Origin of the sequence: Pandoraea bronchicola (genome assembly GCF_902459805.1) — a bacterium.
Taxonomy (GTDB): Bacteria; Pseudomonadota; Gammaproteobacteria; order Burkholderiales; family Burkholderiaceae; genus Pandoraea; species Pandoraea bronchicola.
Map to the genome: position 1 here is coordinate 87,541 of NZ_CABPST010000012.1, position 16,324 is coordinate 103,864.

At 62.7% G+C, this 16,324-nt stretch carries 10 protein-coding genes and 1 pseudogene; 3 read left to right on the plus strand and 8 right to left on the minus strand.

Translation table 11 applies throughout. The features are described 5' to 3' along the window. Positions 1-73: 73 nt before the first annotated feature. Positions 74-4,807 (minus strand): glutamate synthase-related protein, encoded by a 4,734-nt coding sequence (locus tag PBR20603_RS19410; RefSeq protein WP_425495833.1) that lies wholly within the window; start codon positions 4,805-4,807, stop codon positions 74-76. Positions 4,808-5,182: 375 nt separating this feature from the next. Continuing rightward, positions 5,183-5,887, minus strand: coding sequence for a transposase (locus tag PBR20603_RS19415; protein ID WP_150561131.1), 705 nt, complete (start codon positions 5,885-5,887; stop codon positions 5,183-5,185). A 198-nt stretch (positions 5,888-6,085) separates the two neighbouring features. Between PBR20603_RS19415 and PBR20603_RS19420 the strand changes: the two genes are divergently transcribed. From PBR20603_RS19420 to PBR20603_RS19430, 3 genes are all read left to right on the plus strand, one after another. Continuing rightward, the gene (locus PBR20603_RS19420) at positions 6,086-6,934 is read left to right on the plus strand and encodes an OmpW/AlkL family protein (protein ID WP_150561132.1); all 849 of its coding nucleotides are present in this window, start codon (positions 6,086-6,088) and stop codon (positions 6,932-6,934) included. 267 nt (positions 6,935-7,201) lie between these two features. Beyond that, complete coding sequence (locus PBR20603_RS19425; protein WP_150561133.1) at positions 7,202-7,951, plus strand: OmpW/AlkL family protein; 750 nt, start codon at positions 7,202-7,204, stop codon at positions 7,949-7,951. 293 nt (positions 7,952-8,244) lie between these two features. After that, positions 8,245-8,622 carry an ElaB/YgaM/YqjD family protein gene (locus PBR20603_RS19430; protein WP_174977988.1) on the plus strand — a complete coding sequence of 126 codons (378 nt, stop codon included), beginning with the start codon at positions 8,245-8,247 and terminating at the stop codon, positions 8,620-8,622. Between the two features lie 140 nt (positions 8,623-8,762). On the opposite strand, the gene PBR20603_RS19435 is transcribed toward PBR20603_RS19430, so the two are convergent. The 6 genes and pseudogenes from PBR20603_RS19435 to pilM all read right to left on the minus strand — a co-directional run bounded on the left by PBR20603_RS19435 (position 8,763) and on the right by pilM (position 16,113). Then, positions 8,763-9,899, minus strand: coding sequence for a deoxyguanosinetriphosphate triphosphohydrolase (locus PBR20603_RS19435; protein ID WP_150561135.1), 1,137 nt, complete (start codon positions 9,897-9,899; stop codon positions 8,763-8,765). Positions 9,900-9,915: 16 nt separating this feature from the next. Further along, positions 9,916-10,992 carry a 3-dehydroquinate synthase gene (aroB, locus tag PBR20603_RS19440; protein ID WP_150561136.1) on the minus strand — a complete coding sequence of 359 codons (1,077 nt, stop codon included), beginning with the start codon at positions 10,990-10,992 and terminating at the stop codon, positions 9,916-9,918. A gap of 227 nt (positions 10,993-11,219) precedes the next feature. Further along, positions 11,220-11,738, minus strand: a pseudogene (locus tag PBR20603_RS19445) (shikimate kinase); the annotation flags it as partial. Then, positions 11,644-14,409, minus strand: coding sequence for a type IV pilus secretin PilQ (pilQ, locus tag PBR20603_RS19450; RefSeq protein ID WP_150561138.1), 2,766 nt, complete (start codon positions 14,407-14,409; stop codon positions 11,644-11,646). The gene pilQ and the pseudogene PBR20603_RS19445, both read right to left, overlap by 95 nt. Then, a complete protein-coding gene (locus PBR20603_RS19455; protein WP_174977989.1) occupies positions 14,399-15,064 on the minus strand; it encodes a PilN domain-containing protein in 666 nt (221 codons plus the stop codon). The genes pilQ and PBR20603_RS19455 overlap by 11 nt, the downstream gene beginning before the upstream one ends. Next, positions 15,061-16,113, minus strand: a complete 1,053-nt coding sequence (gene pilM / locus PBR20603_RS19460; protein WP_174977990.1) for a type IV pilus biogenesis protein PilM — start codon at positions 16,111-16,113, stop codon at positions 15,061-15,063. Before pilM ends, PBR20603_RS19455 begins: the two co-directional genes overlap by 4 nt. Positions 16,114-16,324: the final 211 nt, after the last annotated feature.

Below are 16,324 nucleotides of genomic sequence, written 5' to 3' on the forward strand. Positions count from 1 at the left end.
TGGTTACCGTGCCTCACCCGCGCGCGGCACACCTGCGGGGCCCTCACCCCGAGGCGTTGCCGCGCGAGCGGCTTCAGGCCGCCAGTGCTTGTTTGTCGCCCGCCTTGGCCATTTCGCCCAAGGCTCGCTTGTATTCGCTCGGGAACACCTTCACGAACTTGCGGCGCGCGCCGTCCCAGTCTTCGAGCAACGCCTTTGCGCGCGATGAACCCGTGTACTGGAAGTGACGCTCGATCAGCTCGCGCAGTTGTGCCTCGTCGGTCTGACCGCGATGCCACAGTCCCTGGCTCACCGTGCGCTCTTGCTCCCCGTGCGGCAGCACCGGATCGAGTGCGACCATCGCCGTGTTGCACTTGGCGGCAAACGTGCCGTCAGCGTCGTACACGTACGCCACACCGCCCGACATACCTGCCGAGAAGTTACGGCCGGTCTCGCCCAGCACGACCACCGTACCGCCGGTCATGTATTCGCAACCGTGATCGCCCGTGCCCTCCACCACGGCGGTGGCGCCCGAGTTACGCACGCAGAAGCGTTCGCCGGCCACTCCGTTGAAGAAGGCTTCACCTTCGATGGCGCCGATCATCACCGTGTTGCCCACGATGATGTTGTCTTCGGCATTGCCACGGAAGTCGTTCGTCGGACGCACAATGATGCGGCCACCCGAGAGCCCCTTGCCCACGTAGTCGTTGCCGTCGCCCACCAGATCGAGCGTGATGCCGCGCGCAAGGAACGCACCGAAGCTCTGACCTGCCGTGCCCTTGAGCTGCACGTGGATCGTGTCGTCCGGCAGGCCGTCGTGACCGTAACGCTTGGCCACTTCGCCCGAGAGCATCGCGCCGACCGTACGGTTACGGTTACGCACCGGCTGGATGAACGAAACGTGCTCACCCTTCTCCAGCGCCGGCAGCGCCTTTTCGATGAGCGCGTGATCCAGTGCCGCCGTCAGGCCGTGATCTTGCGACTCAACGTGCAGACGCGGCACATCGGCATCCACTTCCGGCCGATAGAAGATGCGCGAGAAATCGAGCCCCTTCGCCTTCCAGTGCTCCACGCCCGACTTGGTGTTGAGCAGATCGGAGCGGCCGATCAGATCGTCGAACTTCGAGATGCCCAGTTGCGCCATGATTTCGCGCACTTCCTCGGCCACGAAGAAGAAGTAATTGACGACGTGTTCCGGCTTGCCCTGGAATTTCTTGCGCAGCACCGGATCTTGCGTCGCCACGCCCACCGGGCAGGTGTTCAGGTGGCACTTGCGCATCATGATGCAGCCCTCGACGACGAGCGGCGCCGTCGCGAAGCCGAATTCGTCTGCGCCGAGCAGTGCCCCGATCACCACATCGCGGCCGGTCTTCATCTGACCGTCGGCCTGCACCCGGATACGGCCGCGCAGGCGGTTGAGCACCAGCGTCTGCTGTGTCTCGGCCAGACCCAGTTCCCACGGCGTGCCGGCGTACTTCACCGACGACAGCGGCGATGCGCCCGTGCCACCGTCGTGACCCGCGATCACCACGTGATCGGCCTTGGCCTTGGCGACACCGGCAGCCACCGTGCCCACGCCCACTTCGGACACGAGCTTCACCGAAATCGACGACGACGAGTTCACGTTCTTCAGATCGTGAATGAGCTGCGCCAGATCTTCGATCGAGTAAATGTCATGGTGCGGCGGCGGCGAAATCAGGCCCACGCCCGGCACCGAGTAACGCAGCTTGCCGATGTACTCGGTCACCTTGTGACCCGGCAACTGACCGCCTTCGCCCGGCTTCGCGCCCTGCGCCATCTTGATCTGGATCTGATCGGCCGAAACCAGGTAGTCCGCCGTCACGCCGAAACGGCCCGACGCGACCTGCTTGATTCGCGAGCGCAGCGAGTCGCCGTCCTGCAGTTCGATATCGGTCTCGATGACGTCGCGACCGACGATCGAGGCAAGCGATTCGCCCTTCTTGATCGGAATGCCCTTCAGTTCGTTGCGATAGCGGCGCGGATCTTCACCGCCCTCACCCGTGTTCGACTTGCCGCCGATACGGTTCATCGCGACGGCCAGCGTGGCGTGCGCTTCGGTCGAGATCGAACCGAGCGACATGGCGCCCGTGGCGAATCGCTTCACGATGTCCTTGGCCGATTCCACCTGATCGAGCGGGATCGCGCGCTGCGGATCGACGCGGAATTCGAACAGACCGCGCAGCGTCATGTGACGCTTGCTCTGGTCGTTGATGAGGTTCGCGTATTCCTTGTACGTCTGGTACGAGTTCGAACGGGTCGAGTGCTGGAGCTTGGCGATGGCGTCCGGCGTCCACATGTGGTCTTCACCACGAATGCGGAACGCGTATTCGCCACCGGCGTCGAGCATGTTGGCCAGCACCGGGTTGTCACCGAACGCGTCGCGATGCAGACGCACGGCTTCTTCGGCCACTTCGAAGATGCCGATCCCGCCAACGTTCGATGCCGTGCCCTGGAAGTACTTATTGACCAGTTCCTGCGACAGGCCGATGGCTTCGAAGATCTGCGCGCCCGTGTACGACATGTACGTCGAGATGCCCATCTTCGACATGACCTTGTGCAGGCCCTTGCCGACGGCCTTGACGAAATGCTTGATCGCCTTCTCGGGCGTCAGGTCGCCGCCTTGCTTGCGAGCGATCTGGGCGAGCGTTTCCATCGCGAGGTACGGGTGCACGGCTTCCGCACCGTAGCCTGCGAGCAAGGCGAAGTGATGCACTTCACGCGCCGAACCGGTTTCGACCACCAGACCCGTGCTCGTGCGCAGACCCTGCGCGACCAGATGCTGGTGCACGGCCGACGTTGCGAGCAGCGCCGGAATTGCGACTTGTTCGCGGTTCGTCAGACGGTCCGAGACGATGAGGATGTTGTAGCCCGACTTCACGGCGTCGATGGCTTCGGCGCACAGCGATGCCAGACGTGCCTCGATGCCTTCCTTGCCCCACGCGACCGGATAGCAGATGTTCAGCTCGTACGAGCGGAATTTGCCGCCGGTGTACTTGTCGATGTGGCGGATCTTCGAGATTTCCTTGAAGTCCAGCACCGGCTGCGACACTTCGAGACGCATCGGCGGGTTGATGTTGTTCGTGTCGAGCAGGTTCGGCTTCGGGCCGATGAACGACACCAGCGACATCACCATGTTCTCGCGGATCGGGTCGATCGGCGGGTTCGTCACCTGCGCGAAGAGCTGGCGGAAGTAGTGATAGAGCGTCTTGTTCTTGTTGCTCATGACCGCGAGCGGGCTGTCGTTGCCCATCGAACCGACAGCTTCTTCGCCGTTGATCGCCATCGGCGTCATCAGCAGCTTCACTTCTTCCTGCGTATAGCCGAACGCCTGCTGCAAGTCGAGCAGCGGCGTGGCCGTGTCGTGATGCACGCCGGCCTCTTCGACCTTCGGCTCGATCTCGTCGAGCTTGATGCGCACAGCGTCGATCCAGCTCTTGTACGGCTTCGCGTTGGCGAGGTTGTCCTTGAGTTCCTTGTCGTCGATGATGCGGCCTTGTTCCATGTCGATCAGGAACATCTTGCCCGGCTGCAAACGCCACTTCTTGACGATCTTCGACTCGGGGATCGGCAGCACGCCCGACTCCGACGCCAGAATCACCATGTCGTCGTCAGTGATCACGAAGCGCGCCGGACGCAGACCGTTACGGTCGAGCGTCGCGCCGATCTGACGGCCGTCGGTGAACGCGATGGCGGCGGGGCCATCCCACGGCTCCATCATCGCGGCGTGATATTCGTAGAACGCGCGGCGGTTCTCGTCCATCAGCGTGTGCTGTTCCCAGGCTTCCGGGATCATCATCATCACGGCGTGGGCGAGCGGGTAGCCGGCCATCGTGAGCATTTCGAGGCAGTTGTCGAACGATGCCGTGTCCGACTGGCCCGGATAGATCAACGGCCACAGTTTTTGCAGATCGTTGCCGAGCACCGCCGACGAAATCGCACCCGTGCGGGCGTTGATCCAGTTCACGTTGCCCTTCACGGTGTTGATTTCACCGTTGTGCGCCACCATGCGATACGGGTGCGCCAGCTCCCAGGCCGGGAACGTGTTCGTCGAGAAGCGTTGGTGAACCAGCGCGAGCGCGGAGACAGTACGCGGATCGGCCAGATCGCGGTAGTAGCGGCCGACCTGATCGCACAGCAGCAGGCCCTTGTAGACGACGGTGCGTGCCGACATCGACGGCACGAAATATTCCTTGCCGTGCTTGAGCTTGAGCGCCTGGATACGGTGGCTCGCCGTCTTGCGAATGACGTACAGCTTACGCTCGAGGGCGTCCGTCACCATGATGTCCTGACCGCGGCCGATGAAGATCTGGCGGATCACCGGCTCGGTAGCCTTCACATTGGGCGACATCGGCATGTCGCGATCGATCGCGACATCGCGCCAGCCCAGCACGACCTGCCCCTCGGCTTTCACGGTGCGCTCGAGTTCCTGCTCGCAGGCCAGACGCGAGGCGTGCTCCTTCGGCAGGAAGATCATGCCGACGCCGTATTCACCGGCCGGCGGCAGGGTCACGCCCTGCTTGGCCATCTCTTCACGGTAGAACTGGTCGGGAATCTGCAGCAGGATACCGGCGCCATCCCCCATCAACGGGTCGGCACCGACGGCGCCCCGGTGATCGAGGTTTTCGAGAATCTTCAGGCCCTGCTCCACGATGGCGTGGCTTTTCACGCCTTTGATATGCGCCACGAAGCCGACGCCGCAGGCATCGTGTTCGTTGGCCGGGTCGTACATGCCCTGTGCGTCCGGCGCCAAGTACGCCTCACCCGGCAGCGCTGCTGCCGTCGCAATCGGTTGCTGTTTCTTTTCCACGAGTTACACCGTCTCTTGGCGAGGTCGCCGCGCGCATGCTCGTCGCGGTCGACCGGGTTAAGTGGGGTTGGCCGGGCGGGCCAGGGCTGCGGATTCGCGCGCGTCGAAGATCGTTCTCGGGCGTTGCCACAGGAACCGACTCAGCGCGCACGCTTTTGCGCATCGCACCAATCGGCCGAAGTTGGAATATACGCCATGAAATTCACAATGACAAAATATTTTAATGGGGTCAGATTCCAATTAAAAACCGCACCAAAAGAAAGCCTGTTTTTATTGGGGTCAGATATATTTCGGGCGGCGGAATTTTACTGAAAATATCGTCATTTCAAAGACTTGGAGGATGGCTGGCAGGCCGGAACCGGCCTGCCGAAGGGATTATCCGAGGGTGCTGGCCATCGGTTTGCGGGGACGACCGCGCGTGAGCGGGCTCACTCGCCGGTTCGCCGCTAGCGACATGCGCGCCTGATACTCGGGGCCACCGAGCAGCCACCCTTTCTGCGTGGCTGTACGCAGTGCGTCGATTTCGTGCGCCGGCAGTGGTGTCGAGAAACCCTCCGCGTAAGCACGCTGACGTTCGAACGGTGTGTTGCCGAGCGCCCAGTACAGCGCGTGGTCCGTCACCAGACTGTCGACCGTGAGGCCGACGTGGTGGTTGTAGCTCGACCACAGGTAATTACCCGGAGCGTCCACCAGGCCGGCACGCACCGGATTGAGTTCGACGTAGCGGCTGGCGAGCAACAAATAGTGCTCGGCCTCGATCACCGTAGCGCGATACCGGCCCTCCCACAGGGTGCCCGTGCGCTGGTGGCGACGATTGAAATACAACACGTAATAGCGGCCGACTGCCTGCAAGGTGGCCGGCAGGCTGCGTTCGTCGGACGGCGTAGCGACCAGATGCAGATGGTTCGGCATCATGCACCACGCGTGAATCGCCAAGCCGTTGGCACGCGCAGCGTCGCGCAAGCGGTCGTGAAACACGCGCCGGTCTTCGTCGTCGACGAAGATAGCTTGCCGGTTATTGCCGCGCAGAATGATGTGCTGCGGTTGGCGCGGAATGAAAAGTCTCGGTAATCGGGCCATGCTTATTTAAATGTAATGCTTTAAAGCTCGACATCACGATTTGCGAGAGGGTTTTACCTCGAAAAACCTCTTTAAATACTGATATCTAGCTAAACCCCGTTGATTCGTACAAAAGCTCTAGATCCGGCGATTGCGCCATCAAATCCCAAGCGCATAATGCATCGAAAAATAAATAAATAATCTTGGGAGGATAGACAAATGACAACTCGGACCTATCGGTCCGCGGCGTGCTTCTGCGCGCTCGGACTCGGCATTTCCCTGGCGTCCACCAGCGCCATTGCACAACAAGCCGGCGACAACGTCGTCAACCTCGGGTGGTTTCACATCGCCCCGCAAGACTCCAGCAAGCCGATGACCACGAGCGTCACCCAGGAGGGTCTCACGCCCACCCTGGTCCCGTCGAACTTCACTTCCCCCGGCAGCGGCGCGAAGGTCAGCAACGCCGACACGCTGGGGCTGGTCATTACTCACTTCTTCACCGACAACATCGCCTTGCAGTCGGTGGCCGGCGTTCCCGCCAAATTCAAGCTCACGGGTCAGGGCGTGATCGCTCCGCCGGGATTGGCCGGCGCGCTCACGAGTATCGACCTCGGCGCAGCGCAGAATAACCCGATTGTGCAAAGCGTTCGCCAATGGAGTCCGGCGCTCGTGCTGCAGTATTACTTCGGACAAGCCAATTCGACGTGGCGCCCTTTTCTGGGTGTCGGCGTGAGCTATACGTTCTTCACTAACGTCAGCCTCAATCCGAATTTCGAAGCGGCGCTGAATCAGAATTTCGGCAGTGTGCTCGCTTTTACTTCCGGGCATAACGGGCCGACGAGCGTGGAAGCGAAATCGTCGGCATCGTGGCAACCGGTTTTCAACGCCGGCTTTTCCTATGCCTTCGACAAGCACTGGGTCGCGAGCGCATCGGTTTCCTACCTGCCACTCAAGACCACCGCGAACATCAAAATCAAGGCGCAGGACGGCACGGTCCTTTCTTCCTCCGACGCCGAAATCAAGCTAAATCCGATTGTGACGTTCGTATCGCTCGGCTACAAGTTCTAAACTCAGTGTGCGGGACGCATAATGCGCCCGGCATATCGGACTCCGCAGTGAATTCCTAAAAGCGTGCCTGACATATAAGGGCACGCTTTTCTTTCGTCCAGCGCTTTTTCCTAGGGGCATTCCATGAGTCGATGCGTGGAAACAACACCTTTAGAGCGCGGCCTCCAGACTCTTGCTATCCGGCATTTTGCACGGTCGGCATAATGGCCCTGAATTTCATTTAACGAAATTCTCGACAATAAAGAATCTTGAGCAGGAGACGAATCGATGAAGTTTAAGCATCTGACGATTGCTGCCGCAGCCATGCTGACGGCATCGGGGGCCGCTTTTGCACAGCAAGCGGGCGATAACGTTGTCAACCTTGGCTGGTTCCACCTCTCGCCCCAGGTTAAGAGTGATCCGCTGCATGTCACGGGATCGAATGTGCCCGGCCTCGCCAATCTGGTGAATAGCCAGTTGGGCAACACCGGCGCACAAGTTGACGACGCCGACACCGTGGGCCTCACATTCGCCCACTTCTTCACCGACAACATCGCTGTGGAAGCCGTGATGGGCATCCCGCCGAAGTTCCGTTTGTACGGCCAGGGCAGCCTCGCACTGCCGGGTGGCGGCGCGCTCGCCTCGGCCAAGCAGTGGAGCCCGGCGCTGTTGCTGAAGTACTACTTTGGCCAGGCAAACGACACGTGGCGTCCGTTCGTGGGTATCGGTGCGAGCTACTTCTTCTACTCGAATATCGAACTCACGCCTGGCTTCCAGTCGCTGGCAAGCAATGCGCTGACCGGTGGCCCTGGCGGCAACACGACGGCGAAACTGACCAATTCGTGGGCACCTGTCTTCAATGCCGGTATCAACTACAACATGGACAAGCACTGGACGCTCGCTTTGTCCGTGTCGTACATCCCGGTCAGCACCACGGCCAAGTTGACGACGACCCGCGGCCCGATCACCACGACCAGCGAAGCCAAGGTCAAGCTGAACCCGGTGGTGACGTTCCTGTCGCTGGGTTACCGCTTCTAAGCCGCTTCCAAGCCGCTTCGACGCGTCGAAAGACGCACCAAGCGACTCCGAAAACGCCGCCTCGTGCGGCGTTTTCGCGTTTCTGGCGACAACGTAGGCGCCCTCCCACACGATCTTCAGCAAACGCGCTGCAACTTTCCGTTTTCGTCCAAGGTCTCTGAAGGTGTACGCACGCGAACTGCCGCGCCATAATGGCCGTTCGCCTCAGGGTTCCACCGGCGTCGGTCCCCCCGGGTTCATCGAGCGCCGCGTTTCAACACCACCTCTTGGTACCACCTCTTGGGAGTCTGAAAATGGGAATTGCCTCGAAAGCGGAAACGGCACTTAACAGCGGTCTGGAAGATGCGCGCTACGCGGGTCGCCGCGCGGCACGCGCAGCGCGTCTGGCAAGTGGCGATGTTTCGTCGCGTGTCCGCGATCTGCTCGACGATCTCGATCACGCGCTTTCCAACGCGAAGTCCGCCTCGGATGTCGAAGCGCTGCGAGCCGAAATCGGCGACAAGCTGCGTCAGGCCCGTAGCGACTTCGGCGATGCTCGCGCCAACCTGCGCAACCGCGCCAACGAAGTCTGGGAAGAAGCCGACGGCTATGTGCACGAACGCCCATGGCAGACTGTCGGCACCGTAGCCGCCGTCGCACTGGTGCTCGGCTTCATCGCCGGACGCAGTTAATCCCTCCGGGCGTGCCGTTGCGCACGTCCAGGTCCTCGGGCTGACGAATGGCGATGCAGGCCATCACCGTCACTGTCACCGCCAAAAATGCAAAACAGCCGGCAAATGCCGGCTGTTCCGTTTTATTCCCGCACCATGCGTCAAAGCGTCGGTTCGATCGTGAAGAGTCTGCGGTACTCCTTAATGGCGTAACGATCCGTCATCCCGGCGATGTAATGCGCAATCCACCGCGGCTGATCTGCGACGCTGTCGGTGTGGTAGTTCGGTGGCAGCAAACGCGGGTCGGCGAGGAAGGCGTCGAACAGCTCATGAATGATGCGCTGCGCTTTCGCGGACATACGCATGACGAGGTAGTGCCGATACAGGTTATCGAACAGAAACCGCTTGAGTTGCCCTGCCTGCTCGCGCATCTCGCCGCTGAAGGCCACCAGCGGCCCCGCGCCGCGCACGTCATCCATCGAGGATGGCGAAGCGTCAGCTACGCGTTGGCGCGTGGTTGTGATCAGGTCGACGATCAGCGCATTGATGATCCGTCGCGTCGTTTCATGCACCAGTCGCCGGCCAGAAATTTCCGGCCACGCGAGCCGTGCTTCGGTGCAATAGCGCTTCCAGAGCGGCACGTCGTCAAGCTGCTCGAGCGACAGCAAACCCGAACGCACGCCGTCGTCGATATCGTGATTGTTATAGGCGATTTCGTCGGCAAGATTGGCAATCTGCGCCTCGATGCCGGGCTGTCGTCCCTTGAGAAAACGCTCACCAAGCTCGCCGAGTTCTCTCGCATTCGCGCGAGAACAATGCTTGAGAATCCCTTCGCGAGTCTCGAAACAGAGGTTCAGGCCATTGAAGCCGCCGTAGTGCTCCTCGAGTTCGTCGACGACGATCAGGCTCTGCAGATTGTGCTCGAACCCGCCGTATTCCCGCATGCAAGCGTTGAGGGCGTCCTGCCCCGCATGTCCAAAGGGCGTGTGCCCCAGGTCATGCGCCAACGCTATCGCTTCGACGAGATCTTCGTTGACGCGCAAATTTCTCGCGATCGACCGGCCAATCTGGGCGACCTCCAGACTATGCGTCAGGCGCGTACGGAACAAATCGCCCTCGTGATTCACGAAGACTTGCGTCTTGTATTCGAGCCGGCGAAATGCGGTCGAATGAATGATGCGGTCGCGATCGCGCTGGAATTCCGTGCGCGTCGTGGGCGCCGGTTCCGCAAACTGCCGCCCGCGTGACGCGTTCGAGCGCGCCGCGTAAGGGGCAAGCGACGCTTCGTAATCGATCATCGCCAGCCCTCCGTCCTCAGATATTGGCGCGCAAGGTTGCGCGAAGTTCGGCGTCGGGTACGCTCGTCATGAACGCCTGCCCCAGCCGGTTGAGCAGCACAAAGCGGATATCCCCGCCCTCCGCCTTTTTGTCGACCCGCATGAGGTCGATATAGCGGTCTTCCCCGAGATCCGGCCCCGTCACCGGCAGCTTGGCCGCGGTGACCAGCGCCTTGATGCGCGACACGAGCGCTTCATCGATGAAGCCCAACCGTGCCGACAGGTCGGCGCCCATCACCATGCCACACCCCACGGCTTCGCCGTGCAGCCATTCGCCGTAACCGAGTCCGGCTTCGATGGCGTGACCAAATGTATGGCCGAAATTCAGCGTGGCACGCAGACCTTGTTCGCGTTCGTCGCTGGCGACGACTTGCGCCTTGATTTCGCACGAACGTTGCACCGCATAAGAGAGCGCCGCCGTATCACGGGCATTCAATGCTTCGATGTTCGCTTCGATCCAGTCGAAGTACTTTTCATCGGCAATCGCACCATGTTTGATCACTTCCGCCAGCCCCGCTGCCAACTCGCGGTCAGCCAGCGTAGACAACGTGCCAATGTCAGCGAGCACTGCGCTCGGCTGCCAGAACGCCCCGATCATGTTCTTGCCCAGCGGGTGGTTGATGCCCGTCTTGCCGCCGACGGACGAATCCACCTGCGCGAGCAGCGTCGTCGGCACCTGCACAAACGGAACCCCCCGCATGTAGCAGGCGGCAGCAAACCCGGTCATGTCGCCGACGACACCGCCACCCAGCGCGATCAGCGTGGTCTTGCGGTCCGCCTGCGCCCCTAGCAGCGCGTCGAAAATCAGATTGAGTGTCTGCCAGTTCTTGTGCACTTCGCCATCGGGCAGCACTGCGGTAACCACGCGTTTGCCAAGACGTTGCAGCGTTGCCGCGACACGTTCCGCGTAAAGCGGGGCGACGGTCGTATTCGTCACGATCACGGCGTGCGTGCCGCGCACGTGCGGCGCAAACAGCGCCTCCTGCGTGAGCAGATCGGTGCCAATGTGAATGGGGTAGGCGCGCTCGCCCAGATCGAGTTTGAGGGTAATCATGCCGCTTGTTGTCATGTTCTGCGATATCGGCGGAATCAGCGAGGAAAGGTATCGGGTGTTGGCGGCACCGGCGCCGTCTGCAACGCCTCATCGCGATCGGCTTGTGCCACGTCCCCGTCGCCGCCATGCGCTGTCGCGTGGTGCGCGCTGTCGTGCGCGACTTCGGGCGTCTCGGCTTGCGCGCTCTCGGCGGCGTCGGGCGCATCGTGTGCCCCGGCGTTGCTCGGAACGATCCCCGCCATCTCCAGTTGCATCAGCACCATGTTGACGAGCGCATTGACACTTGGCCGGCCTGTCTCGATGACGAAGGTCGCGCACTCGCGATAGAGCGCGTCGCGTTCCTGAAACAACTGCTCGAGACGTGCGCGCGGGTCTGCGGTTTGCAGCAACGGCCGGTTCTTGTCGCGGCGCGTGCGCAGCCAGAGGTCATGCGGATTGGCGCGCAGGTACACAACCGTGCCTCGCGACTTGATGTTCTCGCGATTTTCCGCACGCAGCACCGCGCCCCCGCCGGTGGCGAGTACGATTCCGCTGCGTTGGGTGAGTTCGTCGATGGTCTGGGCTTCGCGCTGACGGAAGCCGTCCTCGCCTTCGTGCTCGAAGATGACCGGAATGCGCACACCCGTGCGCGCCTCGATCTCATGGTCGGAGTCATAGAACTGCCGTCCAAGACGTCGTGCCACTGCGCGTCCAACCGTGGTCTTGCCCGCCCCCATCAATCCGACAAGTATTACGTTTTCCAGCATAAATCGCTGATATTTGGGTTCCAGTCCCTGATGATACCGGGATATGCGTCGGGCGTGCGGAACGCGTCGCTTCGGGAGCGCCTCCAGTGAGCCGGGGATGGCCGGACGGCAGGTCGTTTTGCGCGGGGCTGGGTGGCAGGTCCAACGGCGCTCGCGGCGCAGACGCGGTGGTGGCCGGTCGCAGGAAAGCCGGGGTTGAACCCCGTGCGAACGCCTGCTCGGGCGCCGATTCATGCGCCCCAATGAGGCGGCGATCCCCGGTATGGGCGTCAACGACCGGAGACGACACCCCTGCCGGATCGCCAGCAGCATCTTCTCCGCGACGGCTCCCCGGCACTACGCTCGGCGTCAGAAACACCAGCAGTTCGGTACGGCGGTCGTCGTTGGCGCGATTGCGAAACAGCGCCCCCAGCAACGGCACGTCCCCGAGCCATGGCACGCTGGCACGGCTGTCGCGCCGCTCTTCCTGGTAAATCCCGCCGATGGCGACCGTCCCGCCATTCTCGACCTGCACCTGCGTCTTGACGTGCCGGGTGTCCACCGCAAACCCCTCGGCCACCGCCTGCCCAACACTGTCCTTACGCACATCGACATCCAATATCACCTGACCGTCGGGTGTGATCAACGGCGTGACTTCCAGCCTCAGCGTGGCCTTGCGAAACTGGACGGACGTCACGCTGCGACGACCGCTCCGGATCTGGTATGGCAACTCCGTGCCCTGCTCGATGATGGCTTGAATTTTGTCCGCCGTGACCACGCGCGGCCGGGAGACGACGCGCCCGCGTCCGGTGCTCTCGAGCGCTGACAGTTCCAATTGCAGGAAGCGCGTTGCCGAGCGGCCGAATAGTGTGATTGCCAGACTCGGCGGCGTCACACCGGCCAGCGCCGCCGCGGACAGGCCGACGTCGAGTGCGCTGCCCGATGACGTTCCATCGCCATGCTTCGTGTCTGCGTTGCCGGACGAGCTGCCCGTCGCCGGCCGAGCGCCCTTTTCCCGCCCGCCCTCGCCACGACCGTCGTATCCGGCCAGCCGCACGCCAAGCGACTCACTGAACCGATCATCGGCTTCGACAATGCGCGCTTCGATCAACACCTGCCGGACAGGCACGTCGATCCGCGCAATGAACGAGGCCATGGCATCGAGTTTTTCCGGCAAGTCGGTCACGAACAGTTGATTTGTGCGCGGATCAGCAATCAGACTGCCTCGCGAGGACAGCAACCGCTGCCCCTTGCTGTCCTTCTCGCCCATGATGATCTCTCGCAACGCCAACGCCCTCGGATAGTTCAGCGTAAAACGGCGGCTGGCCAGCGGCAACAACGCCTCACGCTTCGCCGCAGCCTCCAGTTGCGTCTGCTCGTCGGCCAGCAGGTCGGCACGCGGTGCAATCCAGTCAACGCCATTCAAGGATTGGACGCCGAGTCCCGCACTTCGGATCATGACGTCGAATGCCGTGGCAGCGGAGACGCCCAGCACCTCCATGTCGAGACGCCCCGCAACGCGCTCGCCGATCACCACACTTCGCCCGGTCAGGCGCGCAAACGCCCGCAGCGCATCGACCGCGTCGACACCGTGGAGCATTACATCAACGGACGGCGCATCGGCGCTCCCTTGCCGCGCCCGTCGCCGGGGTGGCGCTTCGCTCCATGTCGCCGTCAATCCGGTCGCTGAAGTCCGTCGCAATGTGACTTGGCGCGATCCCGACCGCATCGATCCGACCGCGTTCTCGCCGTCGACCGATGCCTGCGAGCCCGACGGTGTCATCGGCACAGCGTCCTGCGCGGCATGGCGCGTGAGCGGCGTGCGAAATACGTCAATTGCATCCTCGGGCATGCGCCAGCGAGGCGCGGGCGCGGGTAGCGTGGGTAATGCTGGTGACGCTGGTGACGCTGGTGGCGCCGGCAGAGAATGCGTAGCGGACGCGCCAGACAGGTCTACGGACCGCTGCCAGCGGTAGGCGGCAACCGTGACCGCGAGTCCGGCATCGGCATCACTCGCGTCTGCCGCGCCCGGCGATCCCAACCCGGGGCCCTCAAGCGACAGGCGTTCCACGGCCACATGACGCGGCACGCCATCGATCTCGGCAAGCCAGCCGAGCAAATTCGCGACCGGCCCCCTGACCCGTATTTCTGCGCGCTCGATCTCGATATCACCCGCCGATGCTGATGGCCCCGACCGAGCCATCTCCAGTGTCAGGCCCGCGCGAACGGCGAGACGCTCAATATCCCCGCGCCACGCCGAATCGCCTTCATTCACCGAATCGGAAGGCGGGACCTCAGACTGGCCCGGCGCGGGCGCATCATCGCCCCCGTCAATTTCCGAAGCGCGCGGCAGCAAGCGCCGCCAGGCGATCGACTCGGCCTCTGCGTCTTGAAGCGTCGCCATCAGGACGGGCAATCGACGTGCAGCATCGTTAGCGCGGTCCAATGTCTGCTGTTCGACACCGAGATCCTTCTCCAACGTCGCCCGTGCAGGCAGGCCCATCAGCCACCAAACCGACCACGCCATCGCAAAGCCCGTCAACCACGCAAGGGTTGCCAGCGTCCAGTGTACCGGTCTCGCCCACTCGGCCGGCGAGACCGACATCCACGCCGCCCATCGCGCGCGCCAACGGGCCACCACGTCGTGAAGCATGTCGCGGACATCGTCCTGCGGAGGGTGCTCACCGTACATCGGGCACCTCCTCTACCGATACGTTGCCGATATCCGCACTGACCGCGAGTGCCGTCGGATTGGAGACAGGCTTCAGTTCGATACGTAACGTGAATCTGCGAATATTGGGCACAAGTGTCTGCGTCGCCGTCCCCGCCCACTGGCGCCGCACGCTCTGCGGAACGACGCTCGATTCGACTTCCGCCACTTTGCGCACCCACGGCAGCGCCCTCAGGCGCTTCTGTGTTTCGCGAACCCGCGATTGCGTCGTTGCATAGCCTTCGACATGGAGTTGATCTTCGCCGGTCTTCACCGAGGTCAATCGCACGCCATCGGCGCAGGCGCGCATGATGTCCAACAATCGGTAAGCGACAGGTTGGCGGCGTTCGACCAACGTGACGGCGGCCCGGCGATGCGCCCCCATGACGGCGAGCTTGCGCCCCGCGGTGTCGAACGCTGCCAGCGTTCCGCTCAACTTGTCGCCCGCTGAACGTAGCGCCGCCAATTGCGCCGACGCCTCCCGACGCAGGTGGATATCCCGGGCGATCGGCGCAAGCGACGCCAGCGCCCCGAATGCCGCTACACACGCCCACGTGCGCCATTGCCGCCGGAATTCACGCTGTCGTAGCTGGGCCAGTGTGGGAAGAAAATCGAGTGGCGCGAGTTTCCTGCTCATGCGCATGCCACCCCCTGCATCGACATCGCACGCAGCGCCAGCCCGCAGGGCACGGCAAGCGATGTGCGCTGCGCGAACGTCTGACGCCTGGGCCCGGCCTGCCCCGGCGTCTCGAATCGTCGCATTGGATCGAATGGCCGCACCGGTATGCCGCACGCCGCACTTAGGGCATCGCAAATCACCACGAGCCCGCCGGGACTCGCGCCTTGCGCGGCCACATACAAGACTCCCGGACCAACCGGCAGCTTGCTCACCAACTCGCGCACGACGCTCGCCAACGCGTCCGGATGCGCGCCGATACCGTCAAATCGCTCTCGCACGTCGGCAACACAAGTGTCCGAGTCGAATACCGACAGATCAAGATCGTGAGCGTCCACCTGCAACAATGCCATGGGCGCGCCGGTTCGCTCGGGCGCACTCATCTCCCCATCGGTCGGCCGCGCCCATCGAAACGCTCGTCGGCCGGCCTCATGCGCCGCATCGATCGCATGCACCCGAAGTCCGGACATCTCCAGCACGGCGACGCGATCATCCACCAACTCGGCCTCGCAGGCGTACAACCGCAGCCGATGCTGACCCGGGTCCGCCCACGTCACACCTACGCGATTGCGTAAATCGGGATCGCCATCCCCAGGTAACAGCAGGGCCGCGCGCCGCTCACACCACGCGCGCAGCGCACGCACCGGGAGGCCCGCCGGATAGTCCACAATCTGCGTTTTGAGCCCATGCGCAGGAAGTGCGAGCACGATGGTGTCGTCGCGCAAGTCCTGCGCATTGATGCCGATCCGCTCCAATAACTCCTCCAGACGACGTGCTACCGCCTCCGGCTTGGCGATCAGCGCGCCGCGCAGCATGTCGTCCTCGAGCACAGCGGACCCACAGCCGGTCAGACGCAATCGCGCAAGCCCCGCCACACGCGTCAGGCGAACGAAATGCAGGCCGCCAGCGTCAAAATGAATACCGCAACCACCGCCACCGCCGGCGCGCGGCACCACCGCCGCCAGTTGACTGCCCACATGGCGCGCGCTGCGCAGGACCGCTTCGATCATGACGTCCTCCCGTCTCTCCTTGTCGATGTGATCGATGCTATCCAGCGCAACGCGGCCGCCCAATCGGACCAATCCGAATCCATGCGACAACGGGGCGGGCGAGATGCGCTTTAGGAATTCGTGCCGCTTTTTCCTCGTCCAATTCCTATGCCGCATGGGCCGGAACTCCGATTTCGGGGGCCTGGAACAGGAGGTTGCGGGTCGTTCGTTA